A 19,403-nucleotide genomic window follows, 5' to 3' on the forward strand; every position below is an offset into this window, starting at 1 on the left:
TTTGTCCACTCTGGACTGTCAGATCAGGTCAACGGCTTGATGAGCAGCTCGAACTCCAGATCGTCGCGCTTGGGCAGCCCGAAACGTTCGTCGCCGTACGGGAACGGGGTCGTCTTGCCCGTACGCGTGTAGCCGCGCCGGGCGTACCAGGCGATCAGCTCCTCCCGGACGGAGATCACGGTCATGTGCATCTCGCGTACGCCGAAGGCCGCGACGGCGACGCGTTCGGCCTCGGCGATGACCGCCTTGCCGACGCCGCCGCCCTGGAGTCCCGGGCGCACCGCGAACATCCCGAAGTACGCGTAGTCGCCGCGATTCTCGACGTGACAGCAGGCCACGAGGTCGTCCGGCCGACCGGCGGCCGTCGCGACCAGCAGCCGGCTGTCGGAGTCCTCGACCAGGTCGGCGACCTCGTCGGCGTCGGTGCGCTGGCCGTCGAGGAAGTCCGCCTCGGTGGTCCATCCGGCCCGGCTGGCCTCCCCCCGGTACGCCGACTCCACCAGGGCCACGATGGCCGGCACGTCGGACTCGGCGGCGAAGCGGAACGAAAGATCCATCAGCCCAGCATAGGCGGATACCCGGCTAGACCGGCACGGCGCGGCGGGCGGCCGGGATCACCAGCGGCGCCCCGGTTTCGGGGCACTCGACGATCCGGCACGGCAGCCCGAAGACCTCTTCGATCAGCTCGGCGGTGACGATCTCGGACGGCTTGCCCTCCGCCACGATCCGGCCGTCGCGCATGGCGATCAGATGCGTGGCGTACCGGGCGGCCTGGTTGAGGTCGTGCAGGACGGCGACGAGCGTGTGCCCCTGGTCGGAGTGCAGCCGGGCGCACAGGTCGAGCACGTCGAGCTGGTGGGCGATGTCCAGGTAGGTCGTCGGCTCGTCGAGCAGCAGCAACGGGGTCTGCTGGGCGAGCGCCATCGCGATCCAGACGCGTTGCCGCTGGCCGCCGGACAGTTCGTCGACGAACGCGGTGGCGAGATCGCCCACCCCGGTGGCCACCATCGCCTGCTGGACGATCTCCTCGTCCTGCGCCGACCATTGGCGCAACAGCCCCTGGTGTGGATAGCGGCCGCGGGCGACCAGGTCGGCGACGGTGATCCCGTCCGGCGCGATCGACGTCTGCGGGAGCAGTCCGAGCGTCCGCGCGACCGTCTTGGCCGGCAGCGCCCGGATGTCCTTGCCGTCCAGCAGGACGGTGCCCGTCTGCGGCCGCAGCGTCCGGGCCAGCGCCTTGAGCAAGGTGGACTTGCCGCAGGCGTTGGGGCCGACGATGACGGTGAACGAGCCGTCCGGGATCACCACGCTGAGATCCTCGGCGACGACGCGCCGCTCGTACGCGAGCTTCAGGCCGGTCGCGGCGAGCCGCGTCATGAACGTCCCCCTTTGCTGAAGCGGCGACGCGCCGCGAGAAGCCAAACCAGGTACGCGCCGCCGAGGATGCCGGTGAGCACTCCGACCGGCAGGTCGCGGCCGGGCACGAGCCGTTGGGCGGCGAGGTCGGCCGCCGTCATGAGGGCCGCCCCCACCAGCAGTGAGGACAGCAGGTTGGGACCGGGGTCACCGGTGATCCGCCGGGCGACCTGCGGTGCGGTCAACGCGACGAACGCCACCGGGCCCGCCGCTGCCGCAGCGGCCGAGCAGAGCAGGACCGCCGCGCCCAGCAGCGACACGCGCACCGGGGTGACGCGTACGCCGAGCGCCAGGGCCTGGTCGTCGCCGAGCGCCAAGGCCGACAGCGGCCGCGACAGTCCGAACAGGACGATCGGCCCGACGACGGTCAGGACGGCCAGGAGGGGCAGTGCGTCCTCCCAGCCCCGGCCGTCGAGGCTGCCGGTCAGCCACAGCATGGCCCGGGACGCGTCGGTGATCTCCGCCCGGGTGAACAGGTAGCCGTTGACGCCGGTCAGTACCGCTGCCACCCCGATGCCCACGAGCACCAGGTGGTTGCCGTGCGAGCCGTGCCGGACGGCGAGCAGGTAGATCCCGGCGCCGGTGACGATCCCGCCGACGAGCGCACCGGCGGCCAGGGTCAGGCTGCCGCCGCCGGTGACGACGATCGCCAGCAGCGCTCCGGCCGCCGATCCCTGGGTGAAGCCGAGCACGTCGGGGCTGCCGAGCGGGTTGCGGGTCAACGCCTGGAAGATCGCGCCGGCCAGCGCCAGGGCCGCCCCGGCGAGCAACGCCGTCACGACGCGCGGGGCACGCAATTCCTGCACGATGTACGCGTCGGCGGGCGTACCGGAGCCGAGGGCCGCTCGCAGTGCGGCACCCGGGCTGAGGGGATAGTCGCCGGTGCTCAACAGCAACAGCGCACAACCGACGGCGACGGCGAGGACGACGAATCCGGCCGCCACCGAACGCGGGCGGAGTTTGACAGAGACGGCGGCGGCGCGCAGGACGGTCATACCGCCACCGCCCGCGTCCGGCGTACCGCCCAGACGAAGAAGGCGCCCCCGGCGACCGCGGTGACGATGCCGACCTGCACCTCGCCGGGCCGGGCGAGGACCCGGCCGAGCACGTCCGCGCCGAGCAGCACGAACGGTGCCACGAGGGCGCTGACCGCCAGCAGCCAGCGCATGTCCGGCCCGGTGAGCGGGCGGACCAGATGCGGCACCAGGAGTCCCACGAAGACGATCGGCCCACAGGCGGCGGTCGCGGCTCCGCAGAGCAGCGTGATGGCGACGATGCAGCCGACCCGGACGACGGCCGGGCGGGCGCCCAGCGCGCGGGCGGATTCGTCGCCGAGCGCCAGCGCGTTCAGCGGCCGGGACAGCACCGCGACCGCGATCACCCCGACGGCGACGAACGGCGCGATGAACAATGTGGACGGAGCTCCGGCCGCCGCCAGCGAGCCGACCGTCCAGAACCGCATGGCGTCCAGCGACGCCGTGTCGAGCAGCTGCACCGCCGACACGTACGCGTACAGCACCGCGTTGACGGCGGCCCCGGCGAGCGCGAGCCGGCCCGGCGTGGCGGTACGCCCACCGCCGACGGCCCACACGAGCACCGAGACGACGGCCGCGCCGAGGAAGGCGAACCAGACATATCCGCTGAGCGAACCGATCCCGAACACCGTGATGGCGGTGACCACCGCGGCGGAGGCTCCGGCGTTGATGCCGAGCAGCCCCGGATCGGCCAGCGGATTGCGGGTCAGTGCCTGCATGACGCCACCGGCCAGGCCCAGCGCCGCCCCGACCTCAAGACCGAGCAGCGTACGCGGCAGGCGCATCTCGCGTACCACCGTGTAGGCGGAGGCCTGGGGGTCGACGAGGCCGGACCAGACCTCGGACAGCGACATCGGCCTTGCGCCCACCGCCAGGCTGAGCGCGGTCGCGGCGGCCAGCAGGACCGCGGATCCCAGCAGGACGGCGGACCGGTTGGGGGGTCGGGAGAGCACGGGGATATCTCCGAAAAGATGTGACACGCCCGGCATGCGAGCTTCGCTTGACAACACTGACTCAGGTAAGGCTAGCCTAACCACAGCTGAGGCGGAAGCCCGGCCCCCCGCGATCCCCGTCGCGGGCTCATCCCCATTCGCAGGAGTAGAACGATGACGCACACCTTCAGCCGCCGCGGCCTGCTTTCGGCCGCCGGAGCCCTCGGACTGGCCGCCCTGACCAGCGCCTGCGGCTCCGGCGACAAGCCCAGCTCGACCTCGGGCACCGGCGGGGCCTGGTCGTTCACCGACGACCGCGGCACGAAGGCGTCCACGCCGAGCCGCCCGCAGAAGGTGGTCGCCTTCATCGGCGCCGCCGCCGCCCTCTACGACTTCGGCATCAGCGACCAGATCGTCGGCGTCTTCGGCCCCACCAAGACGGCCGACGGCAAGCCCGACGTACAGGCCGGCGACTTCCCCATCGACAAGGTCGAGATCCTCGGCAACGTCTGGGGCGAGTTCAACGTGGAGAAGTACGCGGCACTGCGGCCCGAGGTCCTGATCACCGACATCTACGAGAAGGACACGCTCTGGTACGTGCCGGACGAGAGCAAGGACAAGATCGTCCCGCTCGCGCCGACCGTCGGCATCAACGCCGCGCGTACGCCGCTCAACAAAATCATCGAGCGGTTCGGCGAGCTGGCCGCCTCGCTCGGCGCGGACCTGACCGCACCGAAGGTGACCGACGCGAAGACCCGATTCGAGGCGGCGGCCAAGAAACTGGGCGAGGCGGGCAAGTCGACCGGCCTCAAGGTGCTCGCCTGCTCGGCCGCGGCCGACCTGTTCTACGCCTCCAACCCCGGCGTCAACAGCGACATCATGTACTTCAAGGAGCTGGGCGTGGACGTCATCGTCCCGGACAAGCTCGACGACCTCGGCTACTTCGAGAGCCTCAGCTGGGAGAACGCCGGCAAGTACGCCGCCGACATCCTGCTCCTCGACAACCGCAGCTCCACGTTGCAGCCCAAGGACCTCACCGGCAAGCCGACCTGGAACCAGCTGCCCGCCGTCAAGGCCGGCCAGATCGTCGGCTGGAACAGCGAGCCCCGGTTCTCCTACGCCGGCAGCGCAAGCGTCCTCGAACACCTCGCCAACGCCCTGACCACGGCGAAGAAGGTCAGCTGATCGAGATGCAGGCCCTGTCGCACCTGCTCGACGCCGCCGGAGCCGACCGGTACCGGCTGGCGGTCGCGGACGGCGCGCAGCGAGTCGCCCGGCGGATCACCTCCGCCGGGCGGCCGTTCACCGGGATCTCCCCCGCCCGGCTCGCCGACGACATCGACGCGATCGACCTGGACCACCCGCTCGGCGACACCACCGCCGCCCTCGACGAACTGGACCGCGTCTACCTCCGCGACGCCGTCTACTTCCACCACCCCCGCTACCTCGCCCACCTCAACTGCCCGGTCGTCGTGCCCGCCCTGCTGGGCGAGACCGTACTGTCGGCCGTCAACTCCTCGCTCGACACCTGGGACCAGAGCGCGGGCGGCACACTCATCGAACGCCGCCTGATCGACTGGACGGCCGCGCGCATCGACCTAGGGCCGCTCGCCGACGGCGTCTTCACCAGCGGCGGTACGCAGTCCAATGTGCACGCGCTGATGCTGGCCCGCGACGAGGCGCTGGACCGCTTCGCTTGCCCAGCCGATCAGCTGCGCGTGTTCGCCTCCGAGTACGCCCACTTCAGCGTCACCAAGGCGGCCAAGCTCCTCGGGCTGGCCGAGGACGCGGTCATCTCCGTCCCCGGCACCGCCGACCGCCGGATGTCACCCGAAGCGTTGCAGCGGTCCTTGGACGCCTGTCGCCAGGCCGGGCTCGTGCCGATGGCCGTCGTCGCGACCGCGGGCACCACCGACTTCGGCAGCATCGATCCCCTCCCCCAGCTCGCCGACCTGTGCCGGCGTACCGGGGTGTGGTTGCACGTGGACGCGGCGTACGGGTGCGGACTGCTCGTCTCCCGCCGGCGGCGGCTCCTCGACGGGATCGAACGGGCCGACTCCGTCACCGTCGACTACCACAAGTCCTTCTTCCAGCCCGTCAGCAGCAGCGCCGTCCTCGTCCGCGACCGCGCCGTCCTGCGGCACGCGACCTACCACGCGGACTACCTCAACCCCAAGCGAGCTGCCGAGGAACAGATCCCGAACCAGGTCGACAAGAGCCCGCAGACGACCCGCCGGTTCGACGCGCTCAAACTGTGGCTGACCCTGCGCATCATGGGGCCGGACGCCGTCGGCGCGCTCTTCGACGCCGTCGTCGACCTGGCTGACGCCGGCTGGCGGATCCTCGACGCCGACCCCCGCTTCGAAGTCCTCGTCCGGCCCCAGCTGAGCACGCTCGTCTTCCGCTTCGTCACCGCCGAATCACAGGCCGACGCCGCGAACCTGTACGCGCGCAGAGCGATCGCGGAATCGGGCGAGGCGATGGTCGCGAGCACCGTCGTCGACGGCCGCCACTACCTGAAGCTCACCCTGCTCAATCCGCGTACCACCGTCGACGACGTCAGCGCGGTCCTCGATCTCCTCGCTCAGCACGCCGAGACCTATCTGGGGAGCAGCCTTGTCGCAGCATGAGGTCCACGACACCCGGACGCACGACTTCGTGGCCGTCGGGCTCGGCCCGTTCAACCTGGGCCTGGCCTGCCTCGCAGAACCGCTCGGCCTCGACGGCGTCTTCCTGGAGCGCAAGCCCGACTTCGACTGGCACCCGGGCATGCTGCTGCCGGGCAGCACCCTCCAGACGCCGTTCCTGGCCGACCTGGTCAGCCTGGCCGATCCGACGTCGGCGTACTCGTTCCTCAACTATCTCAAGCACTCGGGGCGGCTGTACTCGTTCTACATCCGCGAGAGCTTCTTCCCGCTGCGCCGGGAGTACGCCGACTACTGCCGCTGGGCCGCCCACCAGTTGAGATCCCTCCGATTCGGGCGGCACGTCACCTCTGTGTCCTACCACGACGGTGCGTACGTCGCCGCGACCGCGAGCGGCGAGACCTTCCGCGGACGGCGGCTCGTGCTCGGCGTCGGCACAGTCCCGCATCTGCCACCGGCCGCGGCCGGGCTGCCCGGCGTAGTGCACAGCTCGGCGTACCTGGATCGGCGGGACGCGATACGCGCCAAGGAGAGCGTCACCGTCGTCGGCAGCGGCCAGAGCGCGGCCGAGATCTACCACGATCTCCTCACGAGCCGGGGCGACGACGGCCACGACTACGGCCTCACCTGGATCACCCGGTCGCCGCGGTTCTACCCGCTCGAATACACCAAGCTCACGCTGGAGATGACCTCCCCCGAGTACGCCGACTACTTCCACGCGCTGCCGATGGGCGTACGCGACGCGCTGAACGTGAGCCAGAAACAGCTCTACAAGGGCATCAACGCGGACCTGATCAACGCGATCTTCGACGAGCTGTATGAACAGCGGATCCGGCCGGGCGGCCGGGGCGCGCGTACGCGGCTCATGACGAACACCGCACTGCGTAGAGCGTCCTATGACGCTAGCCAGGACATCTACACCCTCGGGCTGCGGCACGAGGAGCAGGGCGCCGGCTTCGAGCTGCGAACGCAGGCGCTGGTGCTCGCCACCGGCTATCGGCAGCCGGAGCCGGAGTTCCTCGGCCCGATCGGCGACCTGCTCGCCCGGGACCCGGCGGGACGGTTCGCGGTCAGCCGCGACTATCGCATCGACAATGGACAGTCCGGCGCCGTCTACCTCCAGAACGGCGAACTGCACACGCACGGCTTCGTCGCACCGGATCTGGGCATGGGGGCGTACCGCAACTCGGTCATCCTGCGGGACATGCTCGGGCGGGAGGCGTACCCGGTCGAGAAGGCCATCGCCGTCCAGGAGTTCGGGGTGCCCGCATGAGCTTCGAGGTGCGGCACGTCGACCCCGTGGGCGACGCCGAACTGCTCCACGGCTGGGTCACCCACCCCAAAGCGGCCTTCTGGATGATGCGGCACGCCTCCCTCGGCGACGTGGCCGCCGAGTACGCCGCGATCGCCGCCCGGCCGGGCCACGACGCGCTGATCGGGTCGCGGGACGGTGTGCCGGTGTTCCTCATGGAACGCTACGACCCCCGGCACGAACTGGCCGGGGCGTACCCGGTGCGGCCGGGCGACGTCGGAATGCACTTCCTCGTCGCCCCGGCCGAGACGCCGATCCCCGGCTTCACGCGCGCCGTCATCCTGGCCGTCCTCGACCTGCTGTTCGCCGATCCGCTCACCCACCGGGTCGTGGTCGAACCCGACGCCCGAAACACCGCCGTGCACACGCTCAACGCGTACGCCGGTTTCGAGATCGCCGAGAAGGTCCGGCTGCCGCACAAGGAAGCCCTGCTCAGCTTCTGCACCCGCGCGGCGTTCGAGCACGCCCAGCGAAGGAGTCGTCATGTCCATTAAGCACCTGCGCCCCGAGTTGTGGGCGCGCGCCAACCGGCACCTGGCGGCCAAGGCGCTGGCCGAGTTCGCCCACGAGCGGCTGCTCACGCCCATCCCGCACGGCGACGAATTCGCCGTCCGGGCAGCCGGCACCGAGTATCGCTTCGCCGCCCGCCTCTTCGCCCTCGACCACTGGCAGATCGATCCGGACTCGGTGAGCCGGGTCTGGGACGGCGTACGGCTGCCGGTCGACGCCGTCGACCTCATCCTGGATCTGCGCGACACTCTCGGGCTCAGCTCCACCGTGCTACCCGTCTACCTGGAGGAGATCACCAGCACGCTCGCCGGGCTCGCGTACAAGCTCGACCGGCCGCCGGTGGATCTGAGCACGGCCGGCTTTCAGGCCATCGAGACCGGCATGACCGAAGGCCACCCCTGCTTCGTCGCCAACAACGGCCGCCTCGGCTACAGCCTCAGCGACTTCCACGAGTACGCCCCGGAGGCGGCGAACCCCGTCCGGTTGACCTGGATCGCCGTGCACCGGTCGGTCTCGGCCTTCACCTCGTGCTCCGACGTCACCTACGAGTCGCTGATCACCGGTGAGCTTGATCCGTCCACTCTGGAGCGGTTCACCGCGTCCCTCGACGACCCCGGCGACTATCACCTCATGCCGGTGCACCCGTGGCAGTGGCGCAACCGGATCGCCGTCACCTTCGCCGGTGAGATCGCCCAGCGCCGCATAGTCCACCTCGGCGACGGCGACGACCTCCATCAGGCGCAGCAGTCGGTGCGCACCTTCTACAACGTCAGCGCGCCGGACCGGCACTACGTGAAGACCGCCTTGTCGGTGCTCAACATGGGCTTCCTGCGCGGGCTGTCGGCCGAGTACATGCAGGCCACTCCCGCGATCAACGAGTGGCTCGCGGGGCTGATCGCCGACGACCCGGTGCTCGCCAAGACCGGGCTGACGATCCTGCGCGAACGGGCCGCGATCGGCTACCGCCACCCCCAGTACGCCCAAGCCGCGCCGAAGGGCTCGCCCTACCGAAAAATGCTGGCGGCGTTGTGGCGGGAAAGCCCGGTCGTCGCCCCCGGCGAACAGCTCACGACGATGGCCGCGCTGCTCCACGAAGACCTCGCCGTCCAGTGGATCACGCGTTCGGGTCTGCCCGCCGCGGAGTGGCTCCGGCGGTACCTCGACGCGTACCTGACCCCGCTGCTGCACTGCTTCTACGCGTACGAGCTGGTCTTCATGCCGCACGGGGAGAACGTCATCCTGGTGCTGGACGAGCGGGCCGTGCCGGTCCGCGCGATCTTCAAGGACATCGCCGAGGAGATCGCGGTGATGGACCCGGACCTGCCGCTGCCCGCGGAGGCCGAGCGGATCCGGGTGACCGTGCCGGACGAGCTGAAGCTGCTGTCGCTCTTCACCGACGTGCTGGACTGCTTCTTCCGCTTCCTCGCGCCGCGGCTGGAGCCCGTGCTGCCCGAGGCGTCGTTCTGGCAGGTGGTGGCGGATTGCGTCCGCGACTATCAGACCGCCAATCCGGCGCTGGCCGCACGGTTCGCCAAGTACGACATGTTCGCCGAGCGGTTCGACCTGTCCTGCCTGAATCGGCTGCAACTGCGGAACAACCAGCAGATGGTCGACCTCACGGACCCGTCCGGCTCGCTGCAACTCGTGGGTACGCTCGCCAATCCCCTCCACACCGCCCAGCGGGGTGGCGGCGGCGTGTAGCATCGAAGGCCGTGCCCCGTCCGATGCTCCTGCTCGACGTCGACGGCGTCCTCAATCCTTACGCCGCCGTCAGCTGCCCCGCCGGGTTCGGCGAGTACGCCTTCTTCCCGGCCGAGGAGCCCGTACGCCTCTGTGAAGGCCACGCGTCGTGGCTGGCCGATCTCGGGGAGGCGTACGAGCTGATCTGGGCGACCGGCTGGGGGGTCAACGCGAACCGGCTGCTCGCGCCGCTCCTCGGGCTCGCTCAGTTGCCGGTGATCCAGTTCCCGCCCGCGCCGTTCCGGCCGGAGGACAAGGTCCCCGCGATCGCCGCGTATGCCGAGGGGCGCCCGGCGGTGTGGATCGACGACATGCTGACGGCGGAGGCGTACGCATGGGCTGATCGGCGCGCCGAGCCGACGCTGCTGATCGCGGCCGACCCGGCTGAGGGCCTCACCCGTGCGATGGTCGACGAGGCGCTCAGCTGGGCGGCGACGCTCGACGGCGGCCCCGTCCGGCCACGCCGGCGGCTGGCCCTGCATCGGCACCTGCGGCGTCTCCGCACCCGATGACGCGTCCGCTGTTCGGCCTGGCCGCCGCCGTCTGCCTGCTGCACGTCGGGACCGGGGTGACCGCCCATCGGTCCGGGGTCGTCGAGGACGCGGGCGACACCGTCGTCAGCCTGATCATCTCGGCGGCACTGGCCGGCTTTCTACTCGGAATGGCCGCCGTGTTCCGGTCGCGCAAGCTCGCCGTCGCCGCACTGCTTCCGGCGGTGGCCCGGGTCGGCTGTGGCGTGCCGGGCGTGTTCGTCGTGCTGGACGGCGGGCGCCCCTTCGACGGCTGGGCCGCGTACGCCGAACTCTTCGCCGGGGCTGTGCTGATCCCGTTGATCGTCGCGGGGCTCTTCACCGGCGGGCCGTTGATGATCTCCGGAAGGCTGGATACCTCACCGACGGCCGATGAGGTATCCAGGCCTCCGGAAGTCGCGAGCGCTCCCCCGCTCCGGCGGGCAGCGCCGGACTAGCCCGCCGGGCCAGCCTCGCGGGGCGGGCCGCGCGGGGCGGGGCGGGCGGGGCGGGGCGGGCGGGGCGGGGCGGGCCGCGCCGGGCCAGCCGCGCCGGATTAGCCGAGGTAGAGGACCGCGTCCACCTCGATGTCGAACCCGTTGAGCGCCACCGGCACGGTGGTCCGGGCGGGCAGGCCGTCGGCCGGGAAGTATTCGCGGTAGATCTCGTTCATCTCGGCGAAGTCGGCCCAGTCGCGCAGGTAGACGCCGACGCGTACGGCTTGGCTCAGGTCGCCGCCGCAGGCCCGGGCCACCTTGGCGAGGTTGTCGAACGCGGCCCGCGCCTGCTCCGCGAAGGTCCCCTTGACCCACGTGCCGTCCGGCAGCATCGGCACCTGGCCCGAGAGGTGGGCGTACTCCCCGGCGACGATGGCGTGCGACAGTGGGGCCGGGGAAGCGGCGACGTCGTCAGCGCGGATGATCTTCTTGGGCACAGGTCAACCTCCACTACGCGGGTACTGTTCGGCGAGCGCGTCCGGGCTCACCAGCGGACGAGTCATCATGGCCCGGATCGCCTCGTCCCGGGCCGCCAGGGCGGCCCGCTGGGAGTCGGTCAGCGGGATCCAGGGCGCGGGCGGCTCCGGCAGCCGAGCGGGCAACCGGCGACCGGCCCGGTAGGTCGCCTCGTTCACCAGGCGCGTGGGCGCGGTGCGTACCTGGCCGTGCACATCGGCGACCGTCCAGGGCTCCTCGACGAGGCGGAAGACCGCCAGGTCCGCCGGGGCGCCGACGTCGATCGTCCCGGCGGCCAGTCCCAGCACGTCGGCGGGCCGCTTGGTCGCGGCCGCCACGACGTCCGCCAGCGGCCAGCCCACCGCCAGCATCTTGGCCATCGTCGTGGGCAGGTCGAACACCGGGCCGTGCAGCGACCGCGCGTGCAGGTCGCTGGAGACCGTGTGCGGCTTCAGCCCGGCGGCCAGCTGCGCCTCCAGGATGTCGAAGGCGAAGCCGCCCGAGCCGTGGCCGATGTCGAAGACGACTCCCGAGGCGTACGCCTCCTTGGCGGCCGGGTCGAGTCCGCCCGGCAGCGCCGCGGCCGCGATCCCGCTGGCGCAGTGCGTGACGATGTCGCCCGCCCGCAGCAACGGCAGGATCTCGCCCAGCGAAGGCGGCGCTGCTCCGATGTGGACCATCACGGGCAGGCCGCACGCCTCGCCTGCCTCGATCGCCCGGCGCAACGGTTCCAGCCCGCTCGGGCCGACGGCGTGCCGGTCGACGCGCACTTTGAAGCCGCGTACGCGGTCCGGGAAGGCGCGCGCGGTCGACACGGCCAGCTCGACGTCGCAGTTCTCCAGGGCCCGGGACTCCCCTGTGGACGCCACGAGCCCGACCGCCGAGATGTTCAGCAACGCCGGGACGTCCACCGCGAACCGGCGTACGCGCTCGTCGAGGGCAGGGAACGAGAAGGCCCCGGCCGATCCGGCGTCGACCCACGTGGTGACGCCCGAGTGCCACGCCGTCGGGTCGGGGTGGATACCCCAGTAGGTCGCTCCGGCGTACACGTGGGTGTGCAGGTCGACCAGGCCCGGCGTGACCAGGCGCCCGGACACGTCGAGCGTCTCGGCTCCGGCGGCGGCCGGGTCGGCGGCGAGGCCGGGATCGACGGCGGCGATCCGGCCACGCGCGACCGCCACGTCGGCCCGGCGCGGCCCGCCCGGCCGGGTGGGGTCCAGGACGTCGCCGCCGCGGAGCACTAGATCCCATCTCATGTGGTTGATCCTGCCCGATGTTTCGCGGAGGTGGCACACGGGGATCGTCTGGCGTGTCTCGCGAACCGTGACGAGGACGTCCGAGACGGCACATTCGGCCTATCCGCGTGGCACCGGGCATGGAAAGATCGATGGCGGTGAAAGGAGACCGATGACGCCGCAGTTGATCAGCCCGCCCCGCCGCTCGCTGGCCGACCTCGGGGAGGTGATCGGGCCGGACCGGCTGCGAGCGCTCTGGGAGTCCGCCGACGAGCTGCGCCGCCGGTTGGGCGGGCGCACGGTGTGGCAGGTCAACTCGACGGCCACCGGCGGCGGCGTCGCCGAGATGCTCCAAGTGCTGATGGGCTACCTGGCCGACGCGGAGTTGCCGGTGCACTGGCTGGTCGTCGGCGGTGAGGCGGAGTTCTTCGACATCACCAAGCGGCTGCACAACCGAATGCACGGCGCGGCCGGCGGACCGCCGCTGACCGAGTCCGACGCGGCGGCGTACGCACGGGCGACGGCGATCAACGCGGCAGCGGTCGGCGAGCTGACCCGGCCCGGGGACATAGTGGTGCTGCACGACCCGCAGACGGCGGGGATGGCGCCCGGTCTGGCCGCGCGGGGTGTCACCGTGATCTGGCGTTGCCACATCGGCGCCGATCGGCGTACGCCGGTCAGTCAGGAGGCCTGGGAGTTCCTGCGGCCGCATCTGACCGCCGCGGAGGCGTACGTGTTCTCCCTGGCCCACTACCGGCCGGACTTCCTGCCCGCTGAGCGTACGGTGGTCATCCCGCCGTCCATCGACCCGGCCGCGCCCAAGAACGCCGACCTCGACCCGGCGACCGTGGAGGCCGTGCTGCGTGCCTGCGGAGTCTTCACCGGCGGAGCCGACGGACCCGCTCGGTTCATCCGGCGCGACGGCCGTCCCGGCGAGGTGACCCGGACGGCCAAACTGCTCGCCGACGAACTGCCGAGCCCGGACGAACCGATGCTGGTCCAGATCTCCCGCTGGGACCGGCTCAAGGACATGGCCGGAGTGCTGACGGCGTTCGCCCAGCGGGTCGCCCCCGCCGGGCCGGGCTGCCTCGTGCTGGCCGGCCCGCAGGTCGACGAGGTCGGCGACGATCCCGAAGGCGCCCAGGTGTACGCCGAATGCCAAGCGGTGTGGCAGGCGCTGCCGCGCGAGAGCCGCCGCCGGACGGTGCTGGCGAGCCTGCCGCTGGAGGATCTCGACGAGAACGCCGTCATGGTGAACGCGCTCCAGCGGCACGCCACGGTGATCGCGCAGAAGAGCCTCGCCGAGGGTTTCGGGCTGACCGTCGCCGAGGCGATGTGGAAGCGGCGGCCGGTCGTCGGGTCCGCCGTCGGCGGCATCCTGGACCAGCTCGGCGACGGTCGTGGGGTGCTCGTCGAGCCGTCGGACGCGGCCGGCTTCGCCGGAGCGGTACGCCGCCTGCTCGACGATCGCACCGAGGCGGCCCGGATCGGGGAGGCCGCCCACGACTTCGTCCACCAGGAGTATCTCGGCGACCGTCACCTGCTGCGCTGGGCCGGCCTGCTCGGCCGCTTCCTCTGACGAGTCCCTCACCTGCGGCACGGGTGACGCGTAAAGCGGCCTCACCTGGGTAAACGACTCTCGTGGATCATGAACGGGCGGCGCAGCTCGACGCGATCGAGCAGTTCCGTGTCGCAGGCAGACCGCGAACCGGGTGACCGCGTGCGGTCCGGACCGTCTGTTCCCGACGCAGTCGTCGTCGGCGCGGGGCACAACGGCCTTGTGGCGGCCAACATGCTGGCCGACGCGGGCTGGCAGGTGCTCGTATTGGAGGCCACGGACCGCCCGGGTGGCGGCGTACGCTCCGCCGAACTGGTCGCCCCCGGCTATCTGAGCGACTTGTGCAGCGCGTTCTACCCGTTGGCGGCGTGCTCTCCGGCGTTGGCCGCGCTGGACCTGCCCGCGTACGGGCTGCGCTGGCGGCATGCGCCGAGGGTGCTCGCCCACGTGCTGCCGGACGACCGGGCGGTTGTGCTGTCGCGGGAGGTGGCCGAGACGGCCGCCTCGGTCGACGCGTTCGCGGCCGGCGACGGCGATCGCTGGGCGGCGGCAGCGGCGGACTGGGATCGGTTCGGCGACCAGGTGACGGCTGCGCTGCTGAGCCCGTTCCCGCCGGTGCGCGCGGGGATCCGGGTGCTGCGGGACCTGCGCGCGGCAGGTGCGGCCCGGCTGGCCCGGCGGTTGCTGCTGCCCGCCCGTACGCTCGCGGCGGAGCTGTTCCGGGGCGAGGGCGCCCGGGCCATGCTCACCGGGCTCGCCCTGCACACGGACCTGACGCCGCTCGACGCGGCGAGCGGGGTCTACGGCTGGCTGCTGGCCATGCTGGGACAGCGGCACGGCTTTCCGGTGCCCGCCGGTGGGGCACAGCGCCTGACGGACGCGTTGGTCGCCCGGCTGCTCGCCCGGCACGGCAAGATCGTCTACGGCGTGCGCGTGGCTCGGATCGACACGGCGCACGGCCGGGCCACCGGAGTGTCAGCGGCCGACGGTCGCCGCTGGCCGGCCGCTCGTGCAGTGCTCGCCGACGTACCGGCGCCGGCGCTGTATCTGAACCTCATCGGCCCGGAACGACTGCCCGCCGGGCTGGCCGACGACATGACCCGGTTCCAGTGGGACGGTGCGACCGTGAAGCTGGACTGGGCGCTCAGCGAACCGATCCCGTGGTCGGCAGGTGAAGCGGTCGGCGCCGGGACGGTGCACCTCGGCGGGGACGTCGCCGGGCTCACGCGGGCCTCGCTCGACCTCGCCGACGGTCGCGTTCCGGACCGCCCGTTCGTCCTCGTCGGGCAGATGACGACCGCCGACCCGAGCCGGTCGCCCGCGGGGACCGAGTGCGCGTGGGCGTACACCCATCTGCCGCACCGGTCGCAGTGGACGGCGGCGGAAGTGGCCGATTGCGCCGGCCGGCTCGAGGACCTGGTCGAGCAGCACGCTCCCGGCTTCGCCAAGACGGTCGTCGCCCGGGTGGTGAGCGGGCCGGCCGAGCTGGAACAGGAGAACCCGAGCCTCGTCGGCGGCGCGCTCAACGGCGGCACGTCAGCGGCGTACCAGCAGCTCTTCCTACGCCCGGTGCCGGGTCTCGGCCGGGCGGACACCCCGATCGACCGGCTCTACCTGGCCAGCGCTTCGGCGCACCCGGGCGGCGGCGTGCACGGCGCACCGGGAGCCAACGCCGCTCGGGCGGCGCTGGCCCGCGAGCGGCCGGTGACCGGGCCCTTCTATGGCGCGGCGATCCGGCGTACGCAACGCGCCCTGTACGGCGGCTGACTCAGATCCGCACAGCGCCGCCGGGCGCGCCGCGGTCGAGGGTCACGCGAACCGCCGGGCAGCCAGCTCAGCGAGGCGGCGCAGCGCTTCGCGGTTGCGGTAGTGCAGCAGCAGGTCGTCCAGCTTGTTGCGGGTCCAGCGCAGTGGTCCGGCGGCGAACTCCTCGGCCAGCGTCACCTTGGTCTCCTGCGGGCTCAGCGCGGTGAGGCGCAGCCGGACGGTGAGTTCGCCGAACGGCCACAGGTGTGGTCGCATGACCAGTTCGTGGGGCGGGTCGCAGCTGACCGCGACGGTCTTGTCCTTCAGCGCGAGCGGCCAGCCGGCGGCCTGGTGGTAGATGTGCGACCCGGGAGCGGGCCAGTCGGTGTCGACGTCCCGGATGTGGGCCGTGCCCACCACCCAGTCGCTGTAGGTCCAGCCATCGGCCAGCACTGCGAACACCCGGTCGGCCGACACCGGCACGACCTTTTCCACGACCGCCATGACCTGCGGATACCCTCGTTCGGCCGGGCTAGTCCTGGTCCGGCGATCGACGACCCGCTATCGTGCGGCCGATGGGAGCCCACTGGCTGAAGCTGATCGGTGGCATCGTCGCGCCGGGGATCGGCGACCGGGTGCTGCGACGGCGGGTGGCGGGCCGCATCGTGCTCGTCACCGGGGCGTCGGAGGGCATCGGCGCGGCCACGGCGGTCCGGCTCGGTGCGGCGGGCGCGGTCGTGTTGCTCGCGGCGCGGACCGAGAGCCGCCTCGCCGAGGTACGCACGGCGATCGAGGCGGCAGGCGGGCGGGCGTACGCGTACCCGGCCGACCTGTCGGATCCGGAGCAGGCCGAACGGCTGGGCGAACGGATTCTGCGCGACCATCGCCGGGTGGACGTCGTCGTGTGCAACGCGGGCCGGTCGATCCGCCGGTCGGTGGCCGACACCGCCGACCGCTTCCACGATGTCGTCCGTACCACTGACCTGAATTTTCTCGGCCCGGTCCGGCTGCTGCTGACGCTGCTTCCCGCCATGCGGGCGGCCGGCGGGGGTCACATCGTCAACGTGTCGACGGCCGGGGTGCTGACGCCCGGCCAGAACTGGTCGTCGTACCTCGCGTCGAAGGCGGCATTCGACGTGTGGCTGCGGTGTGCCGCCCCGGAACTGCGGCTCGACGGCATCACCGTGACGAGCTTCTACAGTGGACTGGTCCGGACCCGGATGAGCGCACCGACGAAGTACCTGCGGCGTTATCCCGCCGCCAGTCCGGAGGAGGCGGCGAGCACGGTGTGCCGCGCGGTCGCCCGGCGGCCGCGTACGGTGCAGCCCTGGTGGTCCCGGCCGGGCGAGGTGCTGGCCACCGCGTTCAAGGGCCCGGTGGAGCGTGGCATGGCGGCGAGCGCCCGTCTGCTGCCGCTGCGAGCGGTGGTGCTCGTGGATCCGCTGCGCATGCTCCGGCTGGCCTGGGCGAGCCGCCGCTTCGGGTGGACACTCGCGGCGGCCACCGCCGGTGGGCGGACCGGGGAGGTCGCGGTCGTCGACCGAACGGGGTCGCTCACACGCGGCGAGCTTCGGTCGGCGGCGCTGTCCTGCGCGACCGCGCTACGCGACCGCGGCGTCCGTCCCGGCGACCGGGTGGGCATCCGCTGCGCCACCCATCGCGGGCTCGCGATCACCGCAAGCGCGGCCGGGCTGCTGGGTGTCGACGCGGTGTTGCTGCCTCCGAACGCCGATCCGCCGGACACGCTGGCCGTGCTGGTCTCCGACGACGCGCCGGGCACGCCGTGGTCCACGCTCGTCGGCGGCCCCGGCGGCCCGCTCGGCCGTCCCTCGGTCCGCGGCCGGCTCACGGTCCTCACGTCCGGCACCACCGGGACACCACGACTGATACGCCGAAACCTCACCTGGCGTACGCTGCTCGGCCCGGCGCTGGCCCATCTGCGGCACATCCCGATCCGGCGGGGCCGACCGATCATCGTCGCCGTTCCCGCGTACCACGGCTATGGCCTGAGCTATCTGGCGGCGGGTCTGGCGCTGGGCGCGCCCGTCATCCTCGTGCCGGGCAAGGATCCCGCGGCCGTGCTCGCCGCGGCGCGGGAACACCGGCCGACCGCGATCTTCGCGTTGCCCGAGCATCTGGCCGGATTGGCCGCCCAGCCCGACGCGGCCGAGCTGCCGCGCGGCGTACGCATCGTGACCGGCGCGGAACCGTTGGACCCGCAGCTGTCGCAGCAGCTGCTCGACGTCTTCGGCGACCGTGTCTACAACTTGTTCGGCTCGACCGAGGCGGGCTGGGCCGCGATGGCGACCCCGGCCGATCTGAAGGCCGCCCCCGGCACGGTCGGGCGACCGCCGACCGGCGTACGCCTGCACGTCCTGACCGACGACGGCCGGCCGGCGCTGCCGGGCGAGACCGGGGCGGTGCACGTCGGCGGCTGGCTGCCCCGGGGACGTCTCGTCGCCACCGGGGACCTCGGCCACCTCGACCGGGCCGGCCGCCTGATGCTCGACGGCCGCGCCCCGTCGTGACCGATCACCGGCAGGGATAGCTGGACGCCGTGCAGGTGACGCCGGTGTTATACGCGTCGTTGAAGTGCGTGTAGTACGCGTCGTAGAGCGGATGCGTGGCACCCGTCTCCGGCCCCATCTTGACGAAGATCTCGTCGTTCTCGTTGAGGGCGTCCTGCGTCCAGTTCTGCGAGCCGGTGTAGACCCGATACTGGTATGCCGACCCGTTGAGCCCGTACAGCAGGAAGAACTTGTCGTGCACGTGGTCCTTCCGGCGGATCTTCACTCCGGCGGCGAACAGGTCGGCGTACACGCCGCTGTCCATCGCGATCCCGCCGGCCGCGTCGGTCCCGACGGCCATCCACACCGCGCATCCGGCGGACCGGAAGCGTCGGACGAGGCTGACCAGCTCCGGGCGGCCGCCGGTGACGCTGGCCATGCCGATGCGCAGGCGGCAGTCGCTGTTGGGGGTGATGTCGTTGAGCCGGTTCACGATCGTGTCGGTCTGGCCCGCGCCCTCCGGCGACGCGTACGCGTCCGCAGCGGTGCCCAGGTAGTAGCCCCGGCTGGAGGCGGCGTCGTAGTAGTCGTTGCCGGTGAAGTGGCGGCGGTTCCACATGTCGGTGAAGTTCGCGACGAACCCCGCGTAGAGGGCCGAGTCCCCGTACACCGTGATCGCGTTGTTGAACGCGTCCGGGCCGGTCGCGTAGGTGAGGTTGGCCGAGCCGAACCACACGACGTTCGAGCGCGTCGCGCCGTTCGGGTCCACGGTGCCGCTGAACGTGAACATCTTCGTATGCATGTCGCCGTCGGCGCTGGTGCTGATGCAGCCGTGCCCGCCGTTGGTGTTCTGGCAGAACTTGTAGTGCGCCAGCTGCTTGATCGTCGTCACCGCGGGATCGGCGGAGGCCTCGTTCTTGCCGTCGACGACGACCCAGACGGCGACGCCCCGGTTCTGCGCGCGCAGCAGCGCGTCGGCGACGGAGTCGATGCTCAGCGAGTGGATCGTGCCCCGGATCGTGCCACCGGCCGGCGTCTTGTCGATCAACCGCTGCAGTTCGGTGTGGATGGTGTAGTCCCGCCCGGCGTCCGGGTTCGAGAAGTGCGCCCATACGGGGTACCCGCCGATGACCGCGGAGGCCGACGAGACGGCCGCGGCGCTGGGCGCTCCGGGAACGATCGCCACCAGGGCGCCCAGCATCGCGGCCGCGGCCGCGCCGGCCCAGAGCCGGCGAGCCGGAAGTCGAAGCGTCATGGACGCATCTTGATGAAAGACTTTAACGCTGTCAATGTCCGCCAGCGTTGA

The 19,403-nt window shown here is 71.8% G+C and carries 18 protein-coding genes; 10 read left to right on the forward strand and 8 right to left on the reverse strand.

Annotated elements, in window-relative coordinates; all coding sequences use genetic code 11:
• Window positions 1–23: 23 nt before the first annotated feature.
• From AB0H43_RS10370 to AB0H43_RS10385, 4 genes are read right to left on the reverse strand one after another with little or no spacing between them, the layout of a single operon-like run.
• On the reverse strand, window positions 24–557 hold the full coding sequence (locus AB0H43_RS10370; protein ID WP_359998962.1) for a GNAT family N-acetyltransferase: 534 nt from the start codon (window positions 555–557) through the stop codon (window positions 24–26).
• A 25-nt stretch (window positions 558–582) separates the two neighbouring features.
• Window positions 583–1,377, reverse strand: a complete 795-nt coding sequence (locus tag AB0H43_RS10375) for an ABC transporter ATP-binding protein (protein ID WP_359998963.1) — start codon at window positions 1,375–1,377, stop codon at window positions 583–585.
• Complete coding sequence (locus AB0H43_RS10380; protein ID WP_359998964.1) at window positions 1,374–2,411, reverse strand: iron chelate uptake ABC transporter family permease subunit; 1,038 nt, start codon at window positions 2,409–2,411, stop codon at window positions 1,374–1,376. The genes AB0H43_RS10375 and AB0H43_RS10380 overlap by 4 nt, the downstream gene beginning before the upstream one ends.
• A complete protein-coding gene (locus tag AB0H43_RS10385; RefSeq protein ID WP_359998965.1) occupies window positions 2,408–3,403 on the reverse strand; it encodes an iron chelate uptake ABC transporter family permease subunit in 996 nt (331 codons plus the stop codon). Before AB0H43_RS10385 ends, AB0H43_RS10380 begins: the two co-directional genes overlap by 4 nt.
• 153 nt (window positions 3,404–3,556) lie before the next feature.
• Between AB0H43_RS10385 and AB0H43_RS10390 the strand changes: the two genes are divergently transcribed.
• From AB0H43_RS10390 to AB0H43_RS10420, 7 genes are read left to right on the forward strand one after another with little or no spacing between them, the layout of a single operon-like run.
• Window positions 3,557–4,567: an ABC transporter substrate-binding protein gene (locus AB0H43_RS10390; RefSeq protein WP_359998966.1), complete on the forward strand. Its 1,011-nt coding sequence runs from the start codon at window positions 3,557–3,559 to the stop codon at window positions 4,565–4,567.
• Between the two features lie 5 nt (window positions 4,568–4,572).
• On the forward strand, window positions 4,573–6,012 hold the full coding sequence (locus AB0H43_RS10395; protein ID WP_359998967.1) for an aspartate aminotransferase family protein: 1,440 nt from the start codon (window positions 4,573–4,575) through the stop codon (window positions 6,010–6,012).
• Complete coding sequence (locus AB0H43_RS10400; protein WP_359998968.1) at window positions 5,999–7,300, forward strand: SidA/IucD/PvdA family monooxygenase; 1,302 nt, start codon at window positions 5,999–6,001, stop codon at window positions 7,298–7,300. The genes AB0H43_RS10395 and AB0H43_RS10400 overlap by 14 nt, the downstream gene beginning before the upstream one ends.
• Window positions 7,297–7,833, forward strand: coding sequence for a GNAT family N-acetyltransferase (locus tag AB0H43_RS10405; RefSeq protein ID WP_359998969.1), 537 nt, complete (start codon window positions 7,297–7,299; stop codon window positions 7,831–7,833). Before AB0H43_RS10400 ends, AB0H43_RS10405 begins: the two co-directional genes overlap by 4 nt.
• A complete protein-coding gene (locus AB0H43_RS10410) occupies window positions 7,823–9,550 on the forward strand; it encodes an IucA/IucC family siderophore biosynthesis protein (protein ID WP_359998970.1) in 1,728 nt (575 codons plus the stop codon). Before AB0H43_RS10405 ends, AB0H43_RS10410 begins: the two co-directional genes overlap by 11 nt.
• A gap of 11 nt (window positions 9,551–9,561) precedes the next feature.
• Window positions 9,562–10,101 (forward strand): HAD domain-containing protein, encoded by a 540-nt coding sequence (locus tag AB0H43_RS10415; RefSeq protein WP_359998971.1) that lies wholly within the window; start codon window positions 9,562–9,564, stop codon window positions 10,099–10,101.
• Window positions 10,098–10,556, forward strand: a complete 459-nt coding sequence (locus AB0H43_RS10420; RefSeq protein ID WP_359998972.1) for a hypothetical protein — start codon at window positions 10,098–10,100, stop codon at window positions 10,554–10,556. The genes AB0H43_RS10415 and AB0H43_RS10420 overlap by 4 nt, the downstream gene beginning before the upstream one ends.
• Before the next feature lie 98 nt (window positions 10,557–10,654).
• Here the strand turns inward: AB0H43_RS10420 and AB0H43_RS10425 are convergent, their stop codons facing one another.
• A complete protein-coding gene (locus tag AB0H43_RS10425; RefSeq protein WP_359998973.1) occupies window positions 10,655–11,032 on the reverse strand; it encodes a RidA family protein in 378 nt (125 codons plus the stop codon).
• Between the two features lie 3 nt (window positions 11,033–11,035).
• Window positions 11,036–12,307, reverse strand: a complete 1,272-nt coding sequence (locus AB0H43_RS10430) for an amidohydrolase/deacetylase family metallohydrolase (RefSeq protein ID WP_359998974.1) — start codon at window positions 12,305–12,307, stop codon at window positions 11,036–11,038.
• 151 nt (window positions 12,308–12,458) lie between these two features.
• Between AB0H43_RS10430 and AB0H43_RS10435 the strand changes: the two genes are divergently transcribed.
• Window positions 12,459–13,865 (forward strand): glycosyltransferase, encoded by a 1,407-nt coding sequence (locus AB0H43_RS10435; RefSeq protein ID WP_359998975.1) that lies wholly within the window; start codon window positions 12,459–12,461, stop codon window positions 13,863–13,865.
• 141 nt (window positions 13,866–14,006) lie between these two features.
• Window positions 14,007–15,611 carry an NAD(P)/FAD-dependent oxidoreductase gene (locus AB0H43_RS10440; RefSeq protein WP_359998976.1) on the forward strand — a complete coding sequence of 535 codons (1,605 nt, stop codon included), beginning with the start codon at window positions 14,007–14,009 and terminating at the stop codon, window positions 15,609–15,611.
• Between the two features lie 42 nt (window positions 15,612–15,653).
• Here AB0H43_RS10440 and AB0H43_RS10445 read toward each other — a convergent pair whose 3' ends face one another.
• Window positions 15,654–16,094, reverse strand: coding sequence for an SRPBCC family protein (locus tag AB0H43_RS10445; protein WP_359998977.1), 441 nt, complete (start codon window positions 16,092–16,094; stop codon window positions 15,654–15,656).
• 71 nt (window positions 16,095–16,165) lie between these two features.
• On the opposite strand from AB0H43_RS10445, the gene AB0H43_RS10450 reads away from it, so the two are divergent.
• Window positions 16,166–18,118 carry an SDR family NAD(P)-dependent oxidoreductase gene (locus AB0H43_RS10450; RefSeq protein ID WP_359998978.1) on the forward strand — a complete coding sequence of 651 codons (1,953 nt, stop codon included), beginning with the start codon at window positions 16,166–16,168 and terminating at the stop codon, window positions 18,116–18,118.
• 4 nt (window positions 18,119–18,122) lie between these two features.
• Here AB0H43_RS10450 and AB0H43_RS10455 read toward each other — a convergent pair whose 3' ends face one another.
• Window positions 18,123–19,352, reverse strand: a complete 1,230-nt coding sequence (locus AB0H43_RS10455; protein WP_359998979.1) for a phospholipase D-like domain-containing protein — start codon at window positions 19,350–19,352, stop codon at window positions 18,123–18,125.
• Window positions 19,353–19,403: the final 51 nt, after the last annotated feature.

Source organism: Hamadaea sp. NPDC050747 (assembly GCF_040654195.1).
Lineage (GTDB): Bacteria > Actinomycetota > Actinomycetes > Mycobacteriales > Micromonosporaceae > Hamadaea.